The 19,543-nt window shown below is 52.8% G+C and carries 18 protein-coding genes; 7 read left to right on the top strand and 11 right to left on the bottom strand.

The features are described from left to right. Positions 1 to 112 precede the first annotated feature (112 nt). A complete protein-coding gene (locus tag ACT3UM_RS12850) occupies positions 113 to 1,048 on the top strand; it encodes a glycerophosphodiester phosphodiesterase family protein (RefSeq protein ID WP_498899332.1) in 936 nt (311 codons plus the stop codon). A gap of 59 nt (positions 1,049 to 1,107) precedes the next feature. Here ACT3UM_RS12850 and ACT3UM_RS12845 read toward each other — a convergent pair whose 3' ends face one another. After that, positions 1,108 to 2,001, bottom strand: a complete 894-nt coding sequence (locus ACT3UM_RS12845) for a dihydrodipicolinate synthase family protein (protein WP_498899330.1) — start codon at positions 1,999 to 2,001, stop codon at positions 1,108 to 1,110. Between the two features lie 353 nt (positions 2,002 to 2,354). Between ACT3UM_RS12845 and ACT3UM_RS12840 the strand changes: the two genes are divergently transcribed. The 4 genes from ACT3UM_RS12840 to ACT3UM_RS12825 are packed head-to-tail and all read left to right on the top strand — an operon-like array spanning position 2,355 to position 7,727. Continuing rightward, the gene (locus tag ACT3UM_RS12840; RefSeq protein ID WP_498899328.1) at positions 2,355 to 2,828 is read left to right on the top strand and encodes a hypothetical protein; all 474 of its coding nucleotides are present in this window, start codon (positions 2,355 to 2,357) and stop codon (positions 2,826 to 2,828) included. Continuing rightward, the gene (locus tag ACT3UM_RS12835; RefSeq protein WP_498899326.1) at positions 2,797 to 4,017 is read left to right on the top strand and encodes a hypothetical protein; all 1,221 of its coding nucleotides are present in this window, start codon (positions 2,797 to 2,799) and stop codon (positions 4,015 to 4,017) included. The genes ACT3UM_RS12840 and ACT3UM_RS12835 overlap by 32 nt, the downstream gene beginning before the upstream one ends. Before the next feature lie 34 nt (positions 4,018 to 4,051). Continuing rightward, the gene (locus ACT3UM_RS12830; RefSeq protein ID WP_498899324.1) at positions 4,052 to 6,895 is read left to right on the top strand and encodes a bifunctional diguanylate cyclase/phosphodiesterase; all 2,844 of its coding nucleotides are present in this window, start codon (positions 4,052 to 4,054) and stop codon (positions 6,893 to 6,895) included. Positions 6,896 to 6,926: 31 nt separating this feature from the next. Next, positions 6,927 to 7,727, top strand: coding sequence for a PEP-CTERM/exosortase system-associated acyltransferase (locus ACT3UM_RS12825; protein WP_498899322.1), 801 nt, complete (start codon positions 6,927 to 6,929; stop codon positions 7,725 to 7,727). 33 nt (positions 7,728 to 7,760) lie between these two features. Here ACT3UM_RS12825 and ACT3UM_RS12820 read toward each other — a convergent pair whose 3' ends face one another. The 3 genes from ACT3UM_RS12820 to nfsA all read right to left on the bottom strand — a co-directional run bounded on the left by ACT3UM_RS12820 (position 7,761) and on the right by nfsA (position 10,384). Further along, positions 7,761 to 8,249: a hypothetical protein gene (locus tag ACT3UM_RS12820; protein ID WP_498899320.1), complete on the bottom strand. Its 489-nt coding sequence runs from the start codon at positions 8,247 to 8,249 to the stop codon at positions 7,761 to 7,763. Between the two features lie 311 nt (positions 8,250 to 8,560). After that, on the bottom strand, positions 8,561 to 9,526 hold the full coding sequence (locus ACT3UM_RS12815; protein ID WP_498899318.1) for a zinc-binding metallopeptidase family protein: 966 nt from the start codon (positions 9,524 to 9,526) through the stop codon (positions 8,561 to 8,563). Between the two features lie 126 nt (positions 9,527 to 9,652). Then, on the bottom strand, positions 9,653 to 10,384 hold the full coding sequence (gene nfsA, locus ACT3UM_RS12810) for an oxygen-insensitive NADPH nitroreductase (RefSeq protein ID WP_498899316.1): 732 nt from the start codon (positions 10,382 to 10,384) through the stop codon (positions 9,653 to 9,655). Between the two features lie 310 nt (positions 10,385 to 10,694). Between nfsA and ACT3UM_RS12805 the strand changes: the two genes are divergently transcribed. Continuing rightward, positions 10,695 to 11,462 carry a class I SAM-dependent methyltransferase gene (locus tag ACT3UM_RS12805; protein WP_498899314.1) on the top strand — a complete coding sequence of 256 codons (768 nt, stop codon included), beginning with the start codon at positions 10,695 to 10,697 and terminating at the stop codon, positions 11,460 to 11,462. 88 nt (positions 11,463 to 11,550) lie between these two features. Here the strand turns inward: ACT3UM_RS12805 and ACT3UM_RS12800 are convergent, their stop codons facing one another. Further along, positions 11,551 to 13,230 carry a methyl-accepting chemotaxis protein gene (locus tag ACT3UM_RS12800; protein ID WP_498899312.1) on the bottom strand — a complete coding sequence of 560 codons (1,680 nt, stop codon included), beginning with the start codon at positions 13,228 to 13,230 and terminating at the stop codon, positions 11,551 to 11,553. Between the two features lie 128 nt (positions 13,231 to 13,358). Beyond that, a complete protein-coding gene (locus ACT3UM_RS12795; RefSeq protein ID WP_498899310.1) occupies positions 13,359 to 13,925 on the bottom strand; it encodes a bactofilin family protein in 567 nt (188 codons plus the stop codon). Between the two features lie 195 nt (positions 13,926 to 14,120). Here ACT3UM_RS12795 and ACT3UM_RS12790 point away from each other — a divergent pair, with 195 nt between their 5' ends. Next, positions 14,121 to 14,717 (top strand): bactofilin family protein, encoded by a 597-nt coding sequence (locus tag ACT3UM_RS12790; RefSeq protein WP_498899308.1) that lies wholly within the window; start codon positions 14,121 to 14,123, stop codon positions 14,715 to 14,717. Between the two features lie 4 nt (positions 14,718 to 14,721). On the opposite strand, the gene ACT3UM_RS12785 is transcribed toward ACT3UM_RS12790, so the two are convergent. Genes ACT3UM_RS12785 through hemA form a run of 5 tightly spaced genes read right to left on the bottom strand, consistent with a single transcriptional unit; the run spans position 14,722 to position 19,262 of the window. Then, on the bottom strand, positions 14,722 to 15,477 hold the full coding sequence (locus tag ACT3UM_RS12785; RefSeq protein ID WP_498899306.1) for a HesA/MoeB/ThiF family protein: 756 nt from the start codon (positions 15,475 to 15,477) through the stop codon (positions 14,722 to 14,724). A 4-nt stretch (positions 15,478 to 15,481) separates the two neighbouring features. Beyond that, the gene (locus ACT3UM_RS12780; RefSeq protein ID WP_035584519.1) at positions 15,482 to 15,982 is read right to left on the bottom strand and encodes an Lrp/AsnC ligand binding domain-containing protein; all 501 of its coding nucleotides are present in this window, start codon (positions 15,980 to 15,982) and stop codon (positions 15,482 to 15,484) included. Positions 15,983 to 16,015: 33 nt separating this feature from the next. Further along, positions 16,016 to 16,864, bottom strand: a complete 849-nt coding sequence (gene prmC / locus ACT3UM_RS12775) for a peptide chain release factor N(5)-glutamine methyltransferase (protein ID WP_498899304.1) — start codon at positions 16,862 to 16,864, stop codon at positions 16,016 to 16,018. Further along, entirely contained in the window at positions 16,864 to 17,952 is a 1,089-nt protein-coding gene (gene prfA / locus ACT3UM_RS12770; protein ID WP_498899302.1) for a peptide chain release factor 1, read from the bottom strand. The genes prmC and prfA overlap by 1 nt, the downstream gene beginning before the upstream one ends. Beyond that, a complete protein-coding gene (gene hemA, locus ACT3UM_RS12765) occupies positions 17,949 to 19,262 on the bottom strand; it encodes a glutamyl-tRNA reductase (protein WP_498899300.1) in 1,314 nt (437 codons plus the stop codon). Before hemA ends, prfA begins: the two co-directional genes overlap by 4 nt. Between the last annotated feature and the right edge of the window lie 281 nt (positions 19,263 to 19,543).

The raw sequence follows: 19,543 nt of genomic DNA, 5'->3' as shown, positions 1-19,543 counted from the left end.
CCCTATTCCGCTCTCTGGCTCTCCGACAATCTCAACGAAAGTTTCTGCCATTTGGCTTTAACGCTCCAGGGCATGTACGCTTATTGAACGAACATTCAATTAAGGTGCTTTCATGCAACGTCATTCATTATTCACCGCACTATCACTGGGTCTTTTCGCTGGTGCAACCACCACGACTGCTCTTGCAGATATGTCACCACTGGAACAGCAGTTAAAAGATCTTGAGTCATTTCAAGTAATCGCCCACCGCGGGGCCAGCGGTCGTGCGCCGGAAAGCACCATGGCAGCTTATGAACTGGCCCACGAGTGGGGGGTCGATTACTTAGAGCTGGACGCCCAACTCACCGCTGATGGTGAGTTGGTGGTGTTTCATGATGACGCCATTGAGCGCACAAGCGACGGTGAAGGCAAGATTAATGACTACACCTTGGAAGAGCTCAAAACACTGGACAGCGGTACTTGGTTCAACGAAGCCAACGCGGATAAAGCAGATGCTGACTTTGCAGGGGCAAAAATTCTCACCCTGGATGAGCTATTCGAACGCTTCGGTCACGATGCCCGCTACTATATTGAAACCAAGTCACCACAGCTAAACCCAGGTTTGGAAGAAGCCCTGGTAGAAAAACTGGAAGAGTACAAGATGGTCGAGAATGGCCACGTATTAGTGCAGTCTTTCGAGCAGGACAGCCTGTTAAAAGTGCAGGCACTCAATGACGATATTCCGCTGATTCAACTGGTTTGGTACTCCCCCAGTGAAGAGGACGCATCACGCTTAGTGGAGTGGACAGGTGTAACCCCAGGGCCAGAAGAAATTACCGAAGAGGATTTCCAAGCGGTATCGGATTACGCGGTCGGTATGGGCACCAACTTCATCTACGATGGCCGCGAAGTCATTGATGCCGACTTCATCCGCCAAGCGAATGAAAACGGCCTGCCAGTACACGTTTATACCATTAATGAGACCGATGAGATGGAGCGTTTGATAGAAATGGGCGCCAACGGCCTGTTCACCAATTACCCTGATCGTTTGCTTAAGCTCGTTGAGTAAGCACCTTTAATAAGCAATAAAAACGCCCGGCCTTGGCTGGGCGTTTTTATTGCAAAGCGTTAATCGAGCCCAAGCTGTTCCAGTGCCTGCTCCACTCTTTTCCGACCATCCCCTTGCAGCGTTTGCAGCGGCTGAGGCAAGCAGGGCTGACTCACTCTACCGGTGACCTCTGCAATAGTAGCCGCCACTCGCAAGCTACCCCCGTATTCACGGTATAGCGACCACAGCGGTTCAAGCTGCTCGGAAAGCTGCTGAGCCGTTTGAGCATCCCCCGCTTGAGCAGCCCGGGTTAACGCCAGCGCTGCTTTCGGGTATAGCCCGCCGATAACCGAGTACCAGGCATCGCAACCTGCGTTTAGACCGGTGGCTGCTGCTGAGTCGCCGCTGATGCCGATGGTGACATCACCGGGAATTAACTTACGCAGCCGTGCAACCCGCTCAATTGCGCACGCAATATCGTCCTTCACCGGCGGAATCTTGATAGAGCGAACCTGGGGCAGCTGGGCGATTCGACCATGCAACGCATCGCTGAATTCAAAATGGGTAGTGCCGGGGTTGTCGTAAACACATAGCGGCACACTCAGCGATTGGCAGACCGTAGCGTATAGATCGAAAACTTCGTCATCAGTGAGTTTTTGGTAGGACACCGGCGCTAGCAACACCCCGCTGGCGCCCGCTTGCTGGGCGTTTTCTGCATTGGCCAGCACATCACGGGTACGTAATGCGCCAATGCCCGCGACAACAGGTAAGCCAGCTGCATTTTCAACGCTAAGCTTCACAACGCGGGCACGCTCAGCGTGGCTTAAATAGGCGTAGTTACCCGTTGAGCCCAGCACGCCGATGGAGTCCACCTCAGCCACAGCTAAATGCTTAACTAAGCGGGTAAACTCACGCTCATTAATGCTCTGCTCGTTCATGGGGGTTAGCGGAAAAGCGCTGAGGCCGGTGAACATGGTGGATGATCCTTTTTAAGATGAGTGGCAGTCGCAATGCCGCATAGACGATTAGCTATTATGTACAAATGGACAGGAATGGAATAGCCACAACTTATCCTCGCTGTTCGTTGACATAACTTCCTGTTATTTTTCTTGAATTGATGTAGTGTTTGCGTATACGCCGTATCGATACGGCACAGTTGTTTTTGGATGCGTATCTTTCAGTCATACCATTAGAGCTGAATATAAAAACAGTCCCGTTATTGCTGCGAGGGAGAACACGTCATCAATTCATACACCGTTAATGTGCAGAGCAGAACTGCATCGTGCGTGAAACTGGCGTTCATCAATCAACCAGTAAGCCACCATCAATGCCATCACCCGTTATAAGCGGCTCTCCATTGCGACTGGCCTTACTGGCAGCGACCACCCTTATTTTGCTGGTGGGACTCACTTTCGCAGCAACGAATGCCATCGCTCGGGAGGCACCACTTTATTTAGTGGCTCATCCTGATGTCGCCACCCGCTGGCTCAATCGGGATACCACCCGCGCAATTTTCGCCATGCGCCAACGCACATGGCCGGATGGCCAAGCGGTTAGGGTATTCGTTTTAAGCAACAACAACCCCGTGCATGCTCGCTTTACCAAAGAGCAGTTGGCTGTTTACCCGCACCAACTTCAATTAGCCTGGGATCGCATGGTCTTTTCAGGAACTGGGCAAGCCCCTGACCGAGTAAACGATCAGGAAGAGATGCGTGAGCGCGTTGCCTCGACGCCGGGTGCTATTGGGTATCTTGAAAGGGAGTATCTGGATGATAGTGTCCAAGTCATTTCGATGGAATGAATGTCGAGCCATTGCCGCTTTGGTCAGCAGCGCTGTAATGAGTTTATCTGCTTATGCCCAAAGCGATGAAAACGTTCTGGACACTCTGCAGGTGCACGGCTTTCTTAGTCAGGCGCTGGTGGTGACTGACGATAACAATTTCTTTGGTCAGAGCAGCCAAGATGAAGGCAGCTTCGAATTCACCGAAGTCGGCCTCAACGTATCCTTAAGACCTCATCAGGATGTTCTTATTGCGGCTCAGATGTTAAGCCGTCGGGCAGGAGGAGAAAGCAGTGAATTAGAACCGAAATTGGATTACGGACTGATTGATTACCAAATGATTTCTAATCAACAACGTAACTTTGGTGTACAACTAGGCCGGATTAAAAATCCTTTTGGGTTTTATAACCAAACACGTGATGTGGCCTTTACACGTCCCACCATCTTGCTACCTCAGTCTATCTATTTTGACCGAACACGCTCAATGGCTCTCACAGGCGACGGAGTAACATTTTATTTGGAAGAGCGATTGAACAACGGAGTCCTACGAGGACAGCTTGGCTTAGGTGAACCTCAGGCTGGCGATGACTTAAACCAAACACTTCAGCTGGATCGTATTGCGGGCACTTTCGATCCTCAGCAATCCGCCATTGCGCAGGTTCGCTATGAGCATAACGGGGGACGCGTTGTTGCAGCAGTGAGCAATGCCAAAGTGAAATCCCGAATAGAGTCGCATCACCCGGGAGTAAGCGACGGAGATTTTTACTTTACACCTTGGATATTTTCACTCCAATACAATCAAGAGCTTTGGAGTTTAACGGCTGAATACGCGCTACGGCGCTCAGGTTTGAAAAACTTCAATCAGCCCTCTTTAAATTTTGATACGACAGGTGAAAGCTGGTATTTACAATATACAAGACGCTTTTATGACGATTGGCAGTGGCTAATACGATATGACAGTTTAATCAGTAATCGTAATGATGCCTCAGGGAAAGCGTTTGAGGCTAATGGTCAGGGACCAGCACATACCCAATTTGCAGATGACATAACCTTTGGCCTGCAGTGGACACCGCACCCCCAAATAATGCTGGCAGGTGAATATCACCATGTTGACGGCACTGGCTGGCTGCCCATACAGGATAATCCAGATTCATCAGCGACCAGCCGAAGATGGAATATGTGGTTATTCCAGCTATCGTTGCGCTTTTAAGGCTCCCCTCAATCCTGGATAGGACGTTACCGCAATGAAAACACCTACCCTTTTGCGAGCGCCTCAGCGACTTAGCCTAACCTGGCGGGTCATCGCATTAAGCAGCCTGCTGCTTTTAGCACTGGTATCGCTTTTTACCTGGCTAGGCCACGATAACTTAACGCGTCAGTTTCAAGAAAGTCGAACTCAGCACCACGAACGCCAGCAGCGAGAAATCCGCTTAGCGCTACTTCGCTCATCGGAGAATTTACGCCAGTTAGCCGGCTTAACTGCCGCCTCTGCGAGCTTAGGACTGCCCTTACAAGCGGGTAATACAGCCGATGTGGAGCAAGCGCTGGACTCCCAGTGGCCCGCGCTGCAGCTCGAGGCGGGGATTGATGAGATTCTAATCATTAACACCCGTGGACAAGTCTTGGGCAGTTGGGGAACCGGCAATTCGCAAGCACAGCTTCCCATACTGAGCTGGGTAAGGCGTGTTATGAACACTGAACAACCCCTTGCAGCGCTCCGCTGCTCTGCCAGTTGCCAGCAGTTCGCTGCCGTGCCGGTGTTGGTGGCGGGAGAAAGTGTCGGTATGGTTGTACTATCCCGCTCGCTAGCCGATGTCACACGGCAAGCCAAGGAGGTGTCTGGCAGTGAAGTCGCGCTACTCGTCACCGGACCCGCTAAAGAAAACCAGGTAACAGCAACACGACAGCTGAAAGCGTGGAATGGCCAATTACTGGCACTCACCAGCGAAGAACAGAGCTTAATACCTTTACAAAGAGCGGCAGACACTGCCCCTGTGCGCCGCTTGATGGAAGCCCCTCTCAGTCTTGAGTACGGAGACAGGCATTTAGAACTCAGCGCAGTGCGCATGGAAGAGGATAACGAACATAGCAATATCGGGTACTTCCTGTTGATATCCGACATTACCGAGCAAATTAAGGCTATTAATCAGGATACCCGCACGCTACTGTTCGTTGGTGTGCTCGGCTGGATTGCCGCCGAGCTACTGCTATTAGTCATATTGCTAGGCCCGATGGCCAGGCTACGAAGAGTCGCCGGATTGCTTCCTGCCCTGGCCGATGGGAAGTTTAGCGACATACACTCCGCCATACCCAGCCACCACCATCGCATTCCCGATGAAATAGATGTGCTTGAGAGCAGCACGCTTGAACTAGCGCGCCAACTTGAATTGTTAGAAGGAGAGGTTCAGGAACGCGGCCATCAACTAGCCGAGCGTATTGAAGAGTTAGCTGAAGAGCGTGATTTCATCAGTGGTCTGCTGGACACAGCCCAGGTGTTTATCATTGCCCAAGACTGCACTGGACGGATCAGCCTAGCCAATGAGTATGCGCAGTTGATGTTGGGACTAAGTGAAGCCTCGTTACTTGGAAGGCATTTTGTTGATGTCTTCGAGGCGGGTGTCCCTACCACTGTGCATACGTTTTCCCATCCCCAGCAAGAGGAAAAAACGCTTCGTACGCCCGATCATCGACTCCATACTATTGCTTGGTACCATGCACCGTTACAAACAGGTAGTGAGGGGAAGGTATCACGCATATCAGTAGGGCTCGATATTACCGAGCGCAAGGCTGCAGAAGCACGGTTAACTTGGTTGGCCGAACGTGACCCACTGACGGAGCTTTACAATCGGCGCTATTTCCAGCATGCGCTGCAAATAGCCCTTGACCACCTTTCGAAAAGAAATGGAGCGGTACTGCTACTGGATTTAGACCAATTCAAAGAGGTTAACGAGCTGAGTGGTCACCATGTGGGCGACAAATTATTAAGCGAAGTGGCCGACACACTCCTCCATAATCTTGGCCGCCGTGGCGTTATTGCCCGCCTTGGTGGCGACGAGTTTTCCCTGCTATTAGAAGATACCAACGCCGATCAAGCAGTCAGTGTTGCTCAATATATCGTCCAGTTGCTAGATGGTATCGGCTTCGTTGTCGGTGATCGGCGACATCGTGTAACGGCTAGTATTGGCATTGCGCTGTTTCCAACCCATGGCAATACACCTGCGGATCTTATGGCTAGTGCTGATGTGGCTATGTATAAAGCTAAGGAGAGCGGTCTTCATCACTGGCATCTACTTTCCAAGTCAGAGAATGCCAAAGACGAACTACAAGAGCGAGTTTACTGGGTTGACCGTATACGCAATGCGCTTGAAGAGGATAACTTCGAGCTAATGGTGCAGCCCATCATGCGCCTGGAAGACCAAGACGTAAAACACCACGAGGTGCTGCTGCGGATGCGCGACGCAGATGGTGGCCTCATTTCTCCCGCCCACTTTATTCCTATTGCTGAACAGAGCGGACAAATCATCTTAATAGACCGCTGGGTATTGCGGCACAGCTTAAAAGCACTTAGCCAATTACAGGATCGAGGTATCACCCTAGCAGTGAATCTTTCCGGGCAATCCCTTCACGATGGAGGTTTAAAGCAGTATTTGGCAGACGAGCTGACTGCCAGCGGCGCTGATCCTCACCACCTAATATTGGAAGTGACAGAAACAGCGGCGGTTACTGATTTTTCTACTGCGCGCGGCGTACTACAAGCAGTACGCGACCTGGGTTGCCGCACGGCACTGGATGATTTTGGGGTAGGCTTCAGCAGTTTCCACTACCTAGGCCAATTGCCCGTCGATTATATTAAGATTGATGGTTCCTTTATACGCAGCTTGCTCATTAGCCCAGACAGCCGAGTCATTGTTCGTGCCATTGCCGACATCGCTAAAGGTTTTGGCAAGCAGACCATTGCTGAATTCGTCGATCAAGAAGCGCTATTGCCAATACTAAAGTCCTACGGGATAACTTATGGTCAAGGGTTTCATCTAGGCAGGCCAATAAAACTTACCGCAGCGTTTAGTAAAATCAGCAATCGGTCTTAAATTTCACTCTGGATTCAAATAGGGATAGAGCATGAAGCCTTTCACACAGAAAGTGAATAACAGGGAAACACCAGAGACATTAATTGAAAGATTTATAAAAGAATTCAGATTTAAGCTTTGCATAGCCGAACATGAGAAAGAACTGGTTTATCGCCTTAGGCATGATGTTTACTGCGAAGAACTCCAATATGAAAAAGCCAGCGACCCCATAAAAAAACTCGAATTTGACGTCTATGACCAGAACTCTATCCACTGTTTGATTGAACATCGCAGAACCGGGTTAGTAGCAGGCTGTGTGCGGGTTGTTGTTCCAACCCCCTCTAGCCCATATCCACTTAATCAGCTCCCCTTACAGTCTTATGGTCGCCAAAGCCTGACACACGCTGAACTTCATCCCGAAAGGCTAGATCAAGACAGCTTCTATGAAATTTCTCGACTAGCTGTAAACCGTCTCTTCAGAACAAGGACTAAGGAACTTATTATTTCTAATGCTTCACTTGAGAAGCGCAATACTCCTTCTTTTTCTACCGAAGAGAGGAAGCTTTTCCCTTTACTAGCAACCGGCCTATTTATTACCGGCTATGTTTTAGGCAGACAACTAGGGAAAAATCAGGCTTTTGCAATGATGGAACCTAGTTTACCTAGACTTCTCGCCTTTACTGGTTTTCAGTTCACCAAGGTAGGCGAAACCATCAACTTCCATGGTCGAAGGAGCGCCTACTACATCAATAAGCAACAAGCAGAAAATGGATTAAAAAAAACACTTTTACCACTATATCTACATATACAACAAACACTAACTCTCCAATTAAGAGCAGTGCCAACTAAATAAGCTATCACCTCTCTCATAACTTGAACATTGTCTTTACATTTCTACTGTGGCTCCTCCGCGTTGATCCAACGACGTTGAACGCCTAAAATCATTAACCGTTACGCTAGTGAATTTTTCCAAGAAAAACACTAGCGTTTCGGGATATTGGAAACGCTCTTCAAAGCGCTCTTGGCCCTCTTGCGAGCTCCGCGTCACGCTTGCTTTATATCCTTTATTCGACTTAGACACCTTCACGTTATTCTCACGGGTTCCGTCACGTTTAATCGCCGTGATTGGGGAGTGCTCGCTTAGCAACACGTCTAGCTGTCGAGCGGCAGCGCGCTCCTCATCAGATGCCCAGAGAGGCTGATCCCGATCACCATAACGGTAAAGCATAATTACCAGCAAGACGGAAAATATGCTACTGGTCAGCATCCAGGTTAATAAAACGCTCGACAGGGATGTTGTGAGCATAATAAATAGCTGAACCACAATGCCCACTGCCAGCACATAGGCCAACGGCCGCCACATGCGTGGATTCATAAACCTGCGCTTAAGTATATAGCCCCAAAGCCCAGCCACTGCTAAGGCTCCTAGCAGCAAGTAAATGGGTGCGAGGAGTGTCCCTCCTCCAGCCAATATGGCAATTACCCCTATAATTACTATTAAACTGTAGAAAGCAGCTAACAGGTAGTAAGCGCGGTTAAGGGTCATATGCAGTCTCCGTGCAGGGTAACCGATGGCTTGCGGCGCCATCGGTTTTTATTGTTATTGATTTGCGAATAAAGCCTTGAACTGCAGTATAGATGATCACGGCAATTCTTCACTATTGCCGTGGCAATCGGTGTTGCAGGTTAAAGCCCCTGCGCGCCCCGGCGCAGCCAGTCGTGAACAAAGGCAAGTTTACGGCGGGCCGTCTCTGAAAGTACAAAAGGGTAAAGATCCGGCAAGCCCATTGAACGATTGACATGGTTAACACCGACGGTAAGCGCTGCAGCCACGTAGATCAAACGCTCTGCATCGGGCTCCGCATAAGGATCCCACTGCGGGCTAGGTAGCTCCGGCGAAGAGAGGTCTGATGCTGCAAAGCTATCGGCAATATCGGTTAAATGCAGCAGATGGGCGGCAGTTTCGGCCCAATCTTCGTGGGGATGCGCAGAGGCGTAGGTGGTTAAATAGCGATCTTTCCAATCGGGCGGTGGTCCATTGATATAGTGACGCTGCAGTGCGGCCTGATAATCCTGGCGCTCGTCGCCGAACATCTCGCGAAAAGCATCAAGAAAATCCTCGCGCAGGCTAAGCCGCCACCAGAGCATATGCGATATTTCGTGGCGCATATGGCCAATCATCGTGCGATAAGGCTCCTCTAACGCTTCTCGGCGAGTGGTGACGAGTACGGGGTCTACCTCGGCCACGCTGATGGTCACCACACCCTCAATATGCCCCATGGGCACAGGCGTGGGGCCTTCGGCGAGTAGATGAAAAACCGGCGGCGCACCTGGGTCCTCGGGGCGAAACCAGTGCCAACGGCCTAGATTATCCAACACCCAGCGTTTAGCCGCTTCCGTTTGTGCCCAGTTGGGAATTGCATTGGGAAGGCTTGGATCGGGCGCCAGCGCTGTCATAGCGCAAGCACGACAGAAAGCCCCCTCTTTGGGGGCAATCCAGTTGCAGCCGATAACATCGCGATTAATACAGAAAGGCGGCATCGGCACAAAAGCCCGGGCCTGGGGGTCATAAGCGACGGGAGTACCGTCGGCGGTGGCGAGATTGTCGAACCATAGAGAGCCGGAACCGACGGGATTTGAAAATACGCGCATACGGTAAAGCTCCTGAAAGCGGAAAAGAGAACCTCTATTAACCGATTGAGCGTTCTCTTTTCCAAAAATCCTATTAAAAAGTGTGCAACGCACCCTTTCTCAATTCTAGATCATCTCATCTCACAACTAGCTCATTTCAAAGCCGCGCTTGATTAAAAAATCACGCATATGAGGACGCAGCTTGTTGTCGAACAACGGCTTAAGATTGTGAGACCAGTCGGTGTCTTTATTAGCGCTACTGCGCGCCTGATAGTAAGCCTGCATGGTAGTGTCGAAGGCCTCAACCAGCTCACCGTCTTCAGTGTAGTAGTCTTCTTTAAGCACCGCCTCCACGGGTAAGCGCGGCTTCACTTCAGGTTCTTGATCCGGATAGCCAAGGCACATACCAAACACCGGGTACACGTGCTTGGGGAGGCGCAACAGGTCGCTAACCTCTTGGGGATTATTGCGGATACCACCGATATAGCAGATCCCCAACCCTTCGGATTCAGCTGCCACCGCCACGTTTTGCGCCATTAGCGCGGTATCTACGGTCGCTACCAAAAGCTGCTCGGTCATTCCCCGCACGACGTTCGCGCCGGTGCGCTCAGAGGCCTCCGTTGGCCGCTTCATATCAGCACAGAAAACCAGAAAATCGGCACAGGTAGCAATGTAACCCTGGCCACCGGCCAGCTCGGCTATCTGCTCGCGGTTCGCCTGATTTTTCACATGGATAACGGTATATGCCTGAACATGGCTAGACGTTGCCGCTCCCTGCCCGGCTTGGATCAGCTCCAGCAGCAACGCCTTTGGAATCGGCTGGTCGCTAAACTTACGGATAGAACGGTGGGATTTCAATAACTTAATAACGTCGTTCATGGAACCTCGCTTATCTGGGCAACGCTTAACAGAATAACAACTGAATATAGGGTAACAGATTTGTACAATATGACAGGATTAGCGGCTGCCCTGCCAGTGCGCCTAATCACGAGCACCCTTCGGTTGTTACACCAATGTGAGAAGTACCGTTATTAAGGTAGGCTGATATGTCAGCTATAACAGATGCGCAGCATCATTCATTAGATTTTCATTGTTTATCTAATAAGTTAGCCGCCAGCAAGCTATACTGTTAAGGCTATACGCTTACAACTGACACTTGATGGAATAATAACGACGCCAGGAAGCCGATATGATAAATACCCCTCAAAATGCACCCGGGCAAGAGTGGAATGCCAGCGACTACGCCCAGAATGCTAATTTCGTACCTAAGCTAGGCAGCGAAGTGGTCAAGCTGTTAGCGCCTCAACCCGGCGAACGTATTTTGGATATTGGTTGCGGTGACGGCTCGTTGACAGAGCGCCTTGTGCAACTGGGCGCTGATGTTCTCGGTGTAGACGCTTCAGAAGAGATGGTGAACGCCGCGCGTCAACGCGGGATTACCGCCCGAGTCGTTGACGGGCATCAGCTACCTTTCGATCATGAATTTGATGCCGTATTTAGCAATGCGGCGCTGCACTGGATGCTTGACCCACAGGCGGTATTGGCAGGCGTTAAGCGTTCGTTGAAGCCGGGAGGCCGGTTTGTGGCCGAGTTCGGAGGCCATGGCAATGTCGCCGCTATTTGCACGGCGCTGATTGCCGCTCTGCAGTTCCGGGGCATTAGCGCCCGCGGCCGCCACCCCTGGTACTTCCCGACTACTCACGAGTACGGCCATTTGCTGGAAACAGTCGGCTTCAAGGTGGAAAGCATTGAGCTGATTCCTCGCCCTACTCCACTGCCCACCGGGATGATGGGATGGCTGGAAACCTTTGCCAGCCCTTTCTTGCATGGGCTCGACGAGGATGTGCGCGAAGCTGTGCTTGAAAACACCTTAACGCTGCTGGGCCACAGCCTACGCGATGAGCAAGGTAACTGGACGGCAGATTATGTACGGCTGCGCGTTTTCGCCCGTACGTAAGCGGAAATTGCCGCATTAACTGCCAAGTTATAGTTGCCACACAGCTGCCGATGATAAGTACACTTATCATCGGCAGCTTTTAGTTATTCTAGAACTCATCCCATTCATCGACAGTTTCTTGTTTTCTTTGCTTTGCCTGTTGGTGTGGCACTGGCTTAATGCGTGGGTCAGCTGCTTGCCCTGGGGTGTTGCCCTTATGCGTCAGCGCAGTAGCGCTGGCAGCGCTCTCATCAATGCGGAAGGTCGCCATCAAATCGGCCAATTCGCGGGCCTGCTCTTCTAAAGAACTAGCGGCCGTGCTGGTTTGTTGCACAAGTGCAGCGTTTTGCTGAGTCACCGAGTCCATTTCAGTAAGAGCAGCATTAATCTGCTCAATCCCACTGTTCTGCTCCCGCGTCGCAGTCGATATTTCGCTCATTAGCGTAGTGACTTGGCGGATCGCATCCACCGTTTGGTGAATCGTCCGCCCACTACGCTCCGCTTGTTCAGCGCCACCGTTAATTTTCGTGGTGGTCTGCTCAATCAGGCTACGAATCTCTTTGGCGGAGTCAGCACTTCGCGTTGCCAATGTACGCACCTCACTTGCCACGACGGCAAAGCCACGACCCTGCTCGCCTGCTCGTGCGGCTTCGACCGATGCATTGAGCGCCAGAATATTGGTTTGGAAGGCAATGGAATCAATCACGCCGATAATGTCGTTTACTTGGCTTGCACTGGCCGCAATCTCGCGCATAAGTTGCACCGTGCGCTCTACCTCCTCACCGCCTGACTCCGCTGACTGTGACGCTGCAACGGAAAGCTGATCTGCCTCTTGAGCCGTTTCAGCGTTTTTGCTCACCGTTGTCGACATCTCCTCCATGCTGGAGGCGGTTTGCTGCAGCGCGGAGGCCTGCTGTTCAGTGCGCGAAGAGAGATCCTGACTTCCCGCAGAGATATCCCCCGCCCCGCTGAAAACCCGATCACTGCTGCCTCTCAACGCTATAACCAGTTGTTTTAACTTCTCCTGCATAGCCGACAGCCCACTGAACAACTGACCAATTTCGTTACGGCCCCGGTCTTCAATCTGGCCTGTCAGATCGCCATCGGCAATCCGCGAAAAGTGCTCACTGGCACGTCGAAGGGGCCTGACAACACTACGCATCATGGCCCACCGAATCACGACCACTGCCACCAATGAAATCACTAAAAGGGTAATGGCAATGGCACCAACAATAGTCGCCAGCCGATTGAGCTGTTGAAGGACGCTAGCACCACGCTCTTCGGTATAAGCAATAAAACCGCTCATTGCCAGATCCAATTCGGCGCTTAATGCCCCCAGCTCTTCTTGCCTGCGCTGAATTTGAAAAGGAGCAGCCTCTAGCAGTGGCGCTATGCCCTCCGTCACAAAGGCATTGTAAGCGCTGATAATCGCATCACGGTGGGGTGCCAGCGTGCCTTCAGGATTGATTGGCACGGCACGAAACTCATTAAAGCGCGCCTCTGCCTCGGTTACCGCCGCTGCTGCCATGGCAAGACTTTCCTGACCTTTCTCTGGGTTACCTTGAGTGCTGAAACTCGCCGAGCGGTCTAAAAATGTTTGTGCTCTAAGTGCGTGCACCTGTGTGCGGTTGGCTAAGTTAACCAGCCGTACATTGGTGGCCGCCAGTTCTTCAAGCGCCTGAGAGCTATTATGACTGGAATAAAACCCGAGGCCACTGATCAAACCAATCATAAGCACCAGTAGCGCCAACGCAGCAGTCAGACTCCATTTAATAGAGAGGTGCTTCATTCTGTTAATTCCTTAATATTTATATTTTATTCAATAGGATATCGGCCAAACTAAAACCAACTAAAGGGCCACAGGCGAATCTAGACTTTGACATAACACCTAGTGTGGTACACGACCACTCTTAACTTTTAAGACACCATGGCTATGGGTTGGCGACTGTTTTTTTGAGTCACATCCGCTTGGAGCCAAGCGCCCGCCATGCACTCTAAGCGAGGAGCCTCGACCACCCCCACTATGCGCGCCCGAGCCAGCAGCGTGGCCTTAGTGTTGGCTTTAAGAGTGCCGACAATCTGTCCGTCAATGTCGACACTACTTCCCTCAATATACGACGTTACATGGCCAGTAGCAGTCACGGAGACAGGATGATTGGGTGCAATCAGCGTTCCCTCTAAACGCCCCTTAATCAACACAGGCTCATCGGCAATCACTTTGCCTAAAACATGGGTGGCCGATCCGATTCGGCTGCCACCACGGATGTGCCCTATGTCGGTAGGCGCCACAGTAGAGGTGCCCGCTGCAGGGGGGGATATCGCCTCAAACGGCTTGTCTGGTACAGGGGCACTAGCCGCAGCAGACGCGTGGTGCGCCCTGGCAGCACTTAAAGAGCGCTGTTTTAGCTTACGGCGCTTGCCATCCCATACGATCAGCGTCATTACCCCAACGCCCAGCACAATAAACCATACTTGAATGCCCATACCCTTCCTGCCGCTTTAGATGTGGTTACCCCAGTTAACGTTATACTCGCTCTGTTATATAGCAGCGGCGTGAATAAGCCCACTCACTCGGCTTAACTCCAGGCTTTGAGCCACGCACAAGCCGATTAAGGTATTTAGTGCTCTCTCACACTTTCTCCAAAGACGCTCCGGCGTCATTGACTAGGAGTCACCCTCATGTTTAACAAAGCCAAAAATGCACCAACTGAAAGCAAGGCCGCGACGCTCATCCCTCCTGATACACGCTCGCCGGCAACGCCAAACACGCCAACCAGCGGTGCACGACCAAGCCTCTCCGTTATCGGCGGCCATACCCAAGTGGAGGGAGACATTAATAGCGATGAAGATTTGACGGTAGAGGGACGCGTAAGCGGCATTATCACCTGTAAACAGCACACCGTGACCCTAGGTGCCAATGGCTATATCAATGGCGATGTATTTGCCCATACGCTGCATGTATCCGGTGAGGTAATAGGTAACTTAGTAGTGCTTCACCGCGCGACGATTCACAAAGGCGCCCAAGTCTCAGGCACCATTGTTGCTCCGTGCCTGGTGCTGGAAGATGGCAGTGTTTTCCACGGCAGTATTGATATGAACCCCGACAACGAAGTGCTAAAAAGTGCCTTTAGCGATGCCACCGGCAGCGCGACTAACACGTCAGCAATAAACAGCGGCGCAACGGCTAACTCGCATAAAGCCACCGTCGATAAACATGCAGCCGCTAGCGCAAACGCCGCAGAGCACGACAAAACAGAAGCAAAAGCTAACGATTAAGGCGCTAGCGGCGCTGAGCGCACACGGGACAAGCGGGATCGCGGGGCACTTGAAAGCGCCGCCATTGGCCGCTTAAGCCATCAAACGTAGACAGCCCCTGATGGGCAGAACCTGCGCCACTCAGCAGTTTAAAGGCCTCTACCGCCTGAAAGCAGCCGATTAACCCAACCAGTGGCGCCATTACCCCACTTTCTGAGCAACTCAGTGCTTCGTCGCCGCTGCCATCGGGTGGATAGAGGCAGGCGTAGCAGGGGCAAGCCCCGTCGCGGGGATCAAATACCGCCAGTTGACCTGAAAAGCGAATCGCCGCCCCAGACACCAGCGGTACTCCGGCCTTTTGTGAGGCGGCATTCACCGCATAGCGGCTTGAGAAACGATCCGTGCAGTCGAGCACTACATCCGCCGAAGCGATCAAGCGTTCAAGCGATTCGCCCTCTACATGTTGAGCTAACGCGATCACATGGCAGTGCGGATTGAGTGCCTGCATGCTGGCCTGGGCAGAGTGCGCTTTATTTAAACCAATACTGGCGTGCTGGTGGGCAATTTGACGCTGAAGATTGGAAAGTTCGACATGGTCGGCATCAGCGATGGTAATGCGCCCTACCCCCGCGGCAGCTAAATAGAGCGCTGCTGGAGAGCCCAAACCGCCGGCCCCAATAATCACAGCATGGGCAGATTGCAGGCGCTCCTGGCCCTCGATTTCCACTTCGGGCAGCATGATCTGGCGGCTATAGCGCAGCAGTGCCTGGTCATCCATCATCGGCTTACTTATCCTCAAATTCCTCGTAGGCGGGGATGTGCAAATTGAAACTCTCTTTCACCTCTTCCATCACCACGTAGCTTTTCGACTCTTTTACGCCCGGCAGGGTTAACACCACATCGCCCAATAGCTGGCGGTAAGCAGCCATTTCGGGAATGCGGCACTTTAAGATGTAGTCGAACTGCCCCGAGACAAGGTGACACTCCTGGATCTGCGGCAGCTTCTCGACGGCACGGCGAAACTCATCAAAGACCGCAGGCGACTGTGTCTCTAAGCTGATCTCGACAAACACTAACAAGTTGGCTTTCAAAGCGCGTGGATCAAGAATGGCTTGGTAGCCACGAATAATCCCTGCTTTCTCCAAGCGCTTAACGCGCTCAAGGCAAGGGGTTGTGGATAAGCCCACTTCGGAGGCTAAATCGACGTAAGAAATACGCGCATTTTCCTGCAAGCAGCGCAGGATTTTGAGGTCGATACGGTCCAGCGTTCTATTTTTTGGTTTCATGGCAGGATCCAATACTGATGAATCAGGCAGTTATTAAAGGTGCCCCAGGGTAACCCGTTCATGCCCCCCCAGGTCACGAATACTTTCAACGCTTTGATAGCCAGCGCTTTTAAGCGCACTGCGCACCTTATCAGCTTGGTTGTAGCCGTGCTCAAGCAACAACCAGCCTGATGCGGTTAAATAGTGCTGCGCAGCGTGCACCAGGTGCAACAGATCGGCCATGCCTTCGGCGTCAGCAACCAGCGCTGAGCGAGGTTCAAAACGCACATCGCCTGCGCTTAAATGGGGGTCATTGGCGGCAATATAAGGCGGGTTACTGACGACAATATCGAAACGCTTATCTGCCTCTTCAAACGCTTCCAGAGCGCCGAACCAATCGCTTTGCAAAAACTGGGCATTGGTGATCGCCAGCGCCTGCGCATTACGGGTGGCCAATGCCACCGCTTCAAAGCGCAAATCTACACCAACGACTTGCCAATCGGGCTGCTCGCTGGCAAACGCCAGGGCAATCGCGCCAGTACCCGTGCCAAGGTCGAGCATTCGGCCTGTGGGCTGGGCCACACAGCCAAGCGCACGCTCAACGAGGATTTCGGTATCGGGCCGGGGGATCAAGGTGTCGGGAGAAGTCGCTAAGCGTAGTCCCCAAAACTCGCGCTCCCCGGTAAGGTAGGCGACCGGCGTGCCTTGGGCACGGGCAGCGATTAGCGCATCAAAACGGGCCTGCTCCCATAAGGGGCATGCCTTATCGCCCCAGGTGTATAGCCAGGTGCGGTCGCGCCCAAGCACATGGCAAAGCAGCACTTCAGCGTCAACACGCGGCGAGCAGGAACCCGCTGCGAGCAACCGTTGGGCAGCCTGTTGTAACAGCGCATCAAGGGTCATTAAACGTCCTGAAGAGCTGAGAGCTGTTCCGCTTGATACTCGTGAATCAGCGGGCTAATCACGTCATCCAACTGCTCGCCGCTAACCACCTCGTTAAGCTTATAAAGGGTTAAATTGATGCGGTGATCGGTAATCCGCCCCTGGGGGAAGTTATAGGTGCGGATGCGCTCACTGCGATCCCCCGAGCCCACCAGCGAACGGCGTGCGTCCGCTTGCGTCTGGCGCTGACTATCGACGGCGTTACGCTTCAGCTTCGCGGCAAGCAGCGACATCGCCTTGGCACGGTTTTTATGCTGGCTGCGCTCCTCCTGGCACTCCACCACCACGCCAGTGGGCAGGTGGGTAATGCGGATGGCAGAATCTGTGGTATTCACGTGCTGACCGCCAGCGCCACTGGAACGGTAGGTATCAACGCGCAGGTCCGAGGAATTGATATCGATGTCGCCTACATCTTCGACTTCAGGCATCACCGCCACGGTGCAGGCGGAGGTGTGAATGCGGCCCTGGGATTCGGTCGCCGGTACACGCTGCACGCGGTGGGCGCCGGATTCAAACTTTAGCTGGGCGTAAACACCATCGCCTTTGACGCGGGAAATAATTTCTTTGTAGCCGCCCTGCTCGCCATGGCTGGCGCTCACCACCTCGACCCGCCAACCGCGTTTTTCGGCATAGCGCGAGTACATGCGAAACAGGTCGCCGGCAAAAATAGCCGCCTCGTCGCCGCCGGTACCGGCACGCACTTCCAGAAACACCCCGCGGCCATCGTCAGGGTCTTTCGGCACCAGCAGGCGCTTCAGCTCAATATCCAGCTCGGCTAACCGTTCCCGTCCTTCGCTTAGCTCCATTTCCGCCAATTCGCGCATATCCGCGTCGCTATCGCGGCTAAGCTGCTCGGCTTCGTGCATATTGGTTTCAATATCACGATAGCGCTGCCAGGCCGCCACCAGCTCTTCTAACTCGGCATACTCCCGTGAGTAGTCGCGAAAGCGTTGCTGGTTATTGATTACTTCAGGATCCGACAGCAGCATCGCCAGCTCTTCAAAGCGTTCGGTAAAGCTGTCTAAGCGTTGGCGCAAGGTCTCTTTCATGCGGGCGTATCATCCTTCTGGCGGTTAGCCGTGGGCGCGGGCGTGGTTTCAAAGGCTGGCTTGGTGGGCAACAGCAGGCGCGGTGCAGCATTCAGCAAGTCATGGTGCTCCTCTGAAGCCGCATCGCGTATGGCCTGAGTGGGCTGGTGAAGCAAACGATTGGTCAACTGGTGCGCCAAGCGCTCAATCACTTTAGCCGGGTCTTCACCCCGCGCCAGCCGCTCCAAAGCCTGATCGCGGGAGAGATCGCGCAACGCTTCGCCATGTTGTCGGTAGTCACGAATCAGCTCACCGCCGTTACGGATACGACGTTCGTGCTGCCAACTGCCCACCCCGTGCTCAATCAGCGATTCGGCTTGATCGGCGGCAACCTGACGGTGACGACGATTTTCCTGGATGACCTCCTCCAAGTCGTCCACGGTATAGAGAAACACATCCGCCAACTCGCCCACTTCCGGCTCAATATCCCGAGGCACCGCAATATCAACCATAAATACTGGCCGGTGGCGGCGTTTTTTGAGTGCGCGCTCGACCATACCTTTACCTAAAATAGGTAGCGGTGCAGCCGTTGAGGAGATGACGATATCGGCATATTCAAGCGCATCGGGGATTTCTTGCAGGGTGATCGCTGTTCCCCCTAAGGGGCCTGCCACCAGCTCGGCACGTTCACGGGTGCGGTTGGCGACGGTCAGTTGGCTAACGCCCGCTTCGTGCAAATGCCGAGCGACCAGTTCGATGGTTTCGCCGGCACCAATGAGCAGCGCCCGGGAGCGACTGAAATCATCAAAAATTCGGCTGGCCATGCTAACGGCAGCGTAGGCCACTGACACAGGGTTTTTACCGATCCCTGTTTCAGTACGCACTTGCTTGGCCACCGCAAAGGTGTGCTGGAACAGGCGCTCAAGCTCACCGCCCAGGCCCTTGGACTGGCGCGCCTGCTGATAGGCATCCTTCAACTGGCCCAAAATCTGCGGCTCGCCCAGTACCATAGAGTCCAAACCAACGGCCACGCGCATTAAATGACGCGCCGCATCGTTGTCTAAATAATGGTAGGCACAGCGCGTCAGCTCATCGACGCGTAAGTTATGAAAGCGTCCGAGCCAGTTGAGTACCGCCTGCTCGCCAGCCGCATCCGTGACACAATAAAGCTCCGTGCGGTTGCAGGTAGACAGCACCGCCGCTTCACTGATTTGTGGCAGGTTGCGCAATTCAGCCAGCGCAGTTTCAAGCTGCGTTGGCGTAAAAGCTACCTGCTCACGCACGGCCACGCTGGCGGTACGATGATTTATTCCCAGGGCAAGAAGCGTCATGCGTTATGCGTCTTCGCTAGTGTGTCGGACTTTTCGGCAACCACCGTTATGATAAGTGGCTACACCGTCAATTAGGGCTTGCTAAAACAAGTCTTTGGTGTGGTTTCAGCACAGCCCACAATAAGCTGTCGTAAGTAGGCATAAAGTTTGCTGACCACCTTTTCAAGGAGGAACATTCTATCACAGCAGGCTATCATCTGGCCCACACCACTTTGCCGCAGGCAGGCAAGCCGCTATGCTGGGCATTCGGCCACTTAATCGAGAGACGCATGCGACCTCGC

This window comes from Halomonas sp. AOP13-D3-9, from assembly GCF_052379125.1.
Classification (GTDB): domain Bacteria; phylum Pseudomonadota; class Gammaproteobacteria; order Pseudomonadales; family Halomonadaceae; genus Vreelandella.
The sequence above is the reverse complement of the archived record's forward strand: the minus strand, read 5'-3'. Positions and strand labels throughout refer to the sequence as shown.

Excerpts from the sequence above, each read along its gene's own strand:
- ACT3UM_RS12800 (WP_498899312.1), bottom strand. The coding sequence starts at position 13,230 with ATGAAGCACCTCTCTATTAAATGGAGTCTGACTGCTGCGTTGGCGCTA.
- ACT3UM_RS12790 (WP_498899308.1), top strand. The coding sequence starts at position 14,121 with ATGTTTAACAAAGCCAAAAATGCACCAACTGAAAGCAAGGCCGCGACG.
- ACT3UM_RS12780 (WP_035584519.1), bottom strand. The coding sequence starts at position 15,982 with ATGAAACCAAAAAATAGAACGCTGGACCGTATCGACCTCAAAATCCTG.
- prfA (WP_498899302.1), bottom strand. The coding sequence starts at position 17,952 with ATGAAAGAGACCTTGCGCCAACGCTTAGACAGCTTTACCGAACGCTTT.
- ACT3UM_RS12835 (WP_498899326.1), top strand. The coding sequence starts at position 2,797 with ATGATAGTGTCCAAGTCATTTCGATGGAATGAATGTCGAGCCATTGCC.
- prmC (WP_498899304.1), bottom strand. The coding sequence starts at position 16,864 with ATGACCCTTGATGCGCTGTTACAACAGGCTGCCCAACGGTTGCTCGCA.
- ACT3UM_RS12785 (WP_498899306.1), bottom strand. The coding sequence starts at position 15,477 with ATGATGGATGACCAGGCACTGCTGCGCTATAGCCGCCAGATCATGCTG.
- ACT3UM_RS12840 (WP_498899328.1), top strand. The coding sequence starts at position 2,355 with ATGCCATCACCCGTTATAAGCGGCTCTCCATTGCGACTGGCCTTACTG.
- ACT3UM_RS12845 (WP_498899330.1), bottom strand. The coding sequence starts at position 2,001 with ATGTTCACCGGCCTCAGCGCTTTTCCGCTAACCCCCATGAACGAGCAG.
- ACT3UM_RS12805 (WP_498899314.1), top strand. The coding sequence starts at position 10,695 with ATGATAAATACCCCTCAAAATGCACCCGGGCAAGAGTGGAATGCCAGC.
- ACT3UM_RS12830 (WP_498899324.1), top strand. The coding sequence starts at position 4,052 with ATGAAAACACCTACCCTTTTGCGAGCGCCTCAGCGACTTAGCCTAACC.
- ACT3UM_RS12820 (WP_498899320.1), bottom strand. The coding sequence starts at position 8,249 with ATGAATCCACGCATGTGGCGGCCGTTGGCCTATGTGCTGGCAGTGGGC.
- hemA (WP_498899300.1), bottom strand. The coding sequence starts at position 19,262 with ATGACGCTTCTTGCCCTGGGAATAAATCATCGTACCGCCAGCGTGGCC.
- nfsA (WP_498899316.1), bottom strand. The coding sequence starts at position 10,384 with ATGAACGACGTTATTAAGTTATTGAAATCCCACCGTTCTATCCGTAAG.
- ACT3UM_RS12825 (WP_498899322.1), top strand. The coding sequence starts at position 6,927 with ATGAAGCCTTTCACACAGAAAGTGAATAACAGGGAAACACCAGAGACA.
- ACT3UM_RS12850 (WP_498899332.1), top strand. The coding sequence starts at position 113 with ATGCAACGTCATTCATTATTCACCGCACTATCACTGGGTCTTTTCGCT.
- ACT3UM_RS12815 (WP_498899318.1), bottom strand. The coding sequence starts at position 9,526 with ATGCGCGTATTTTCAAATCCCGTCGGTTCCGGCTCTCTATGGTTCGAC.
- ACT3UM_RS12795 (WP_498899310.1), bottom strand. The coding sequence starts at position 13,925 with ATGGGCATTCAAGTATGGTTTATTGTGCTGGGCGTTGGGGTAATGACG.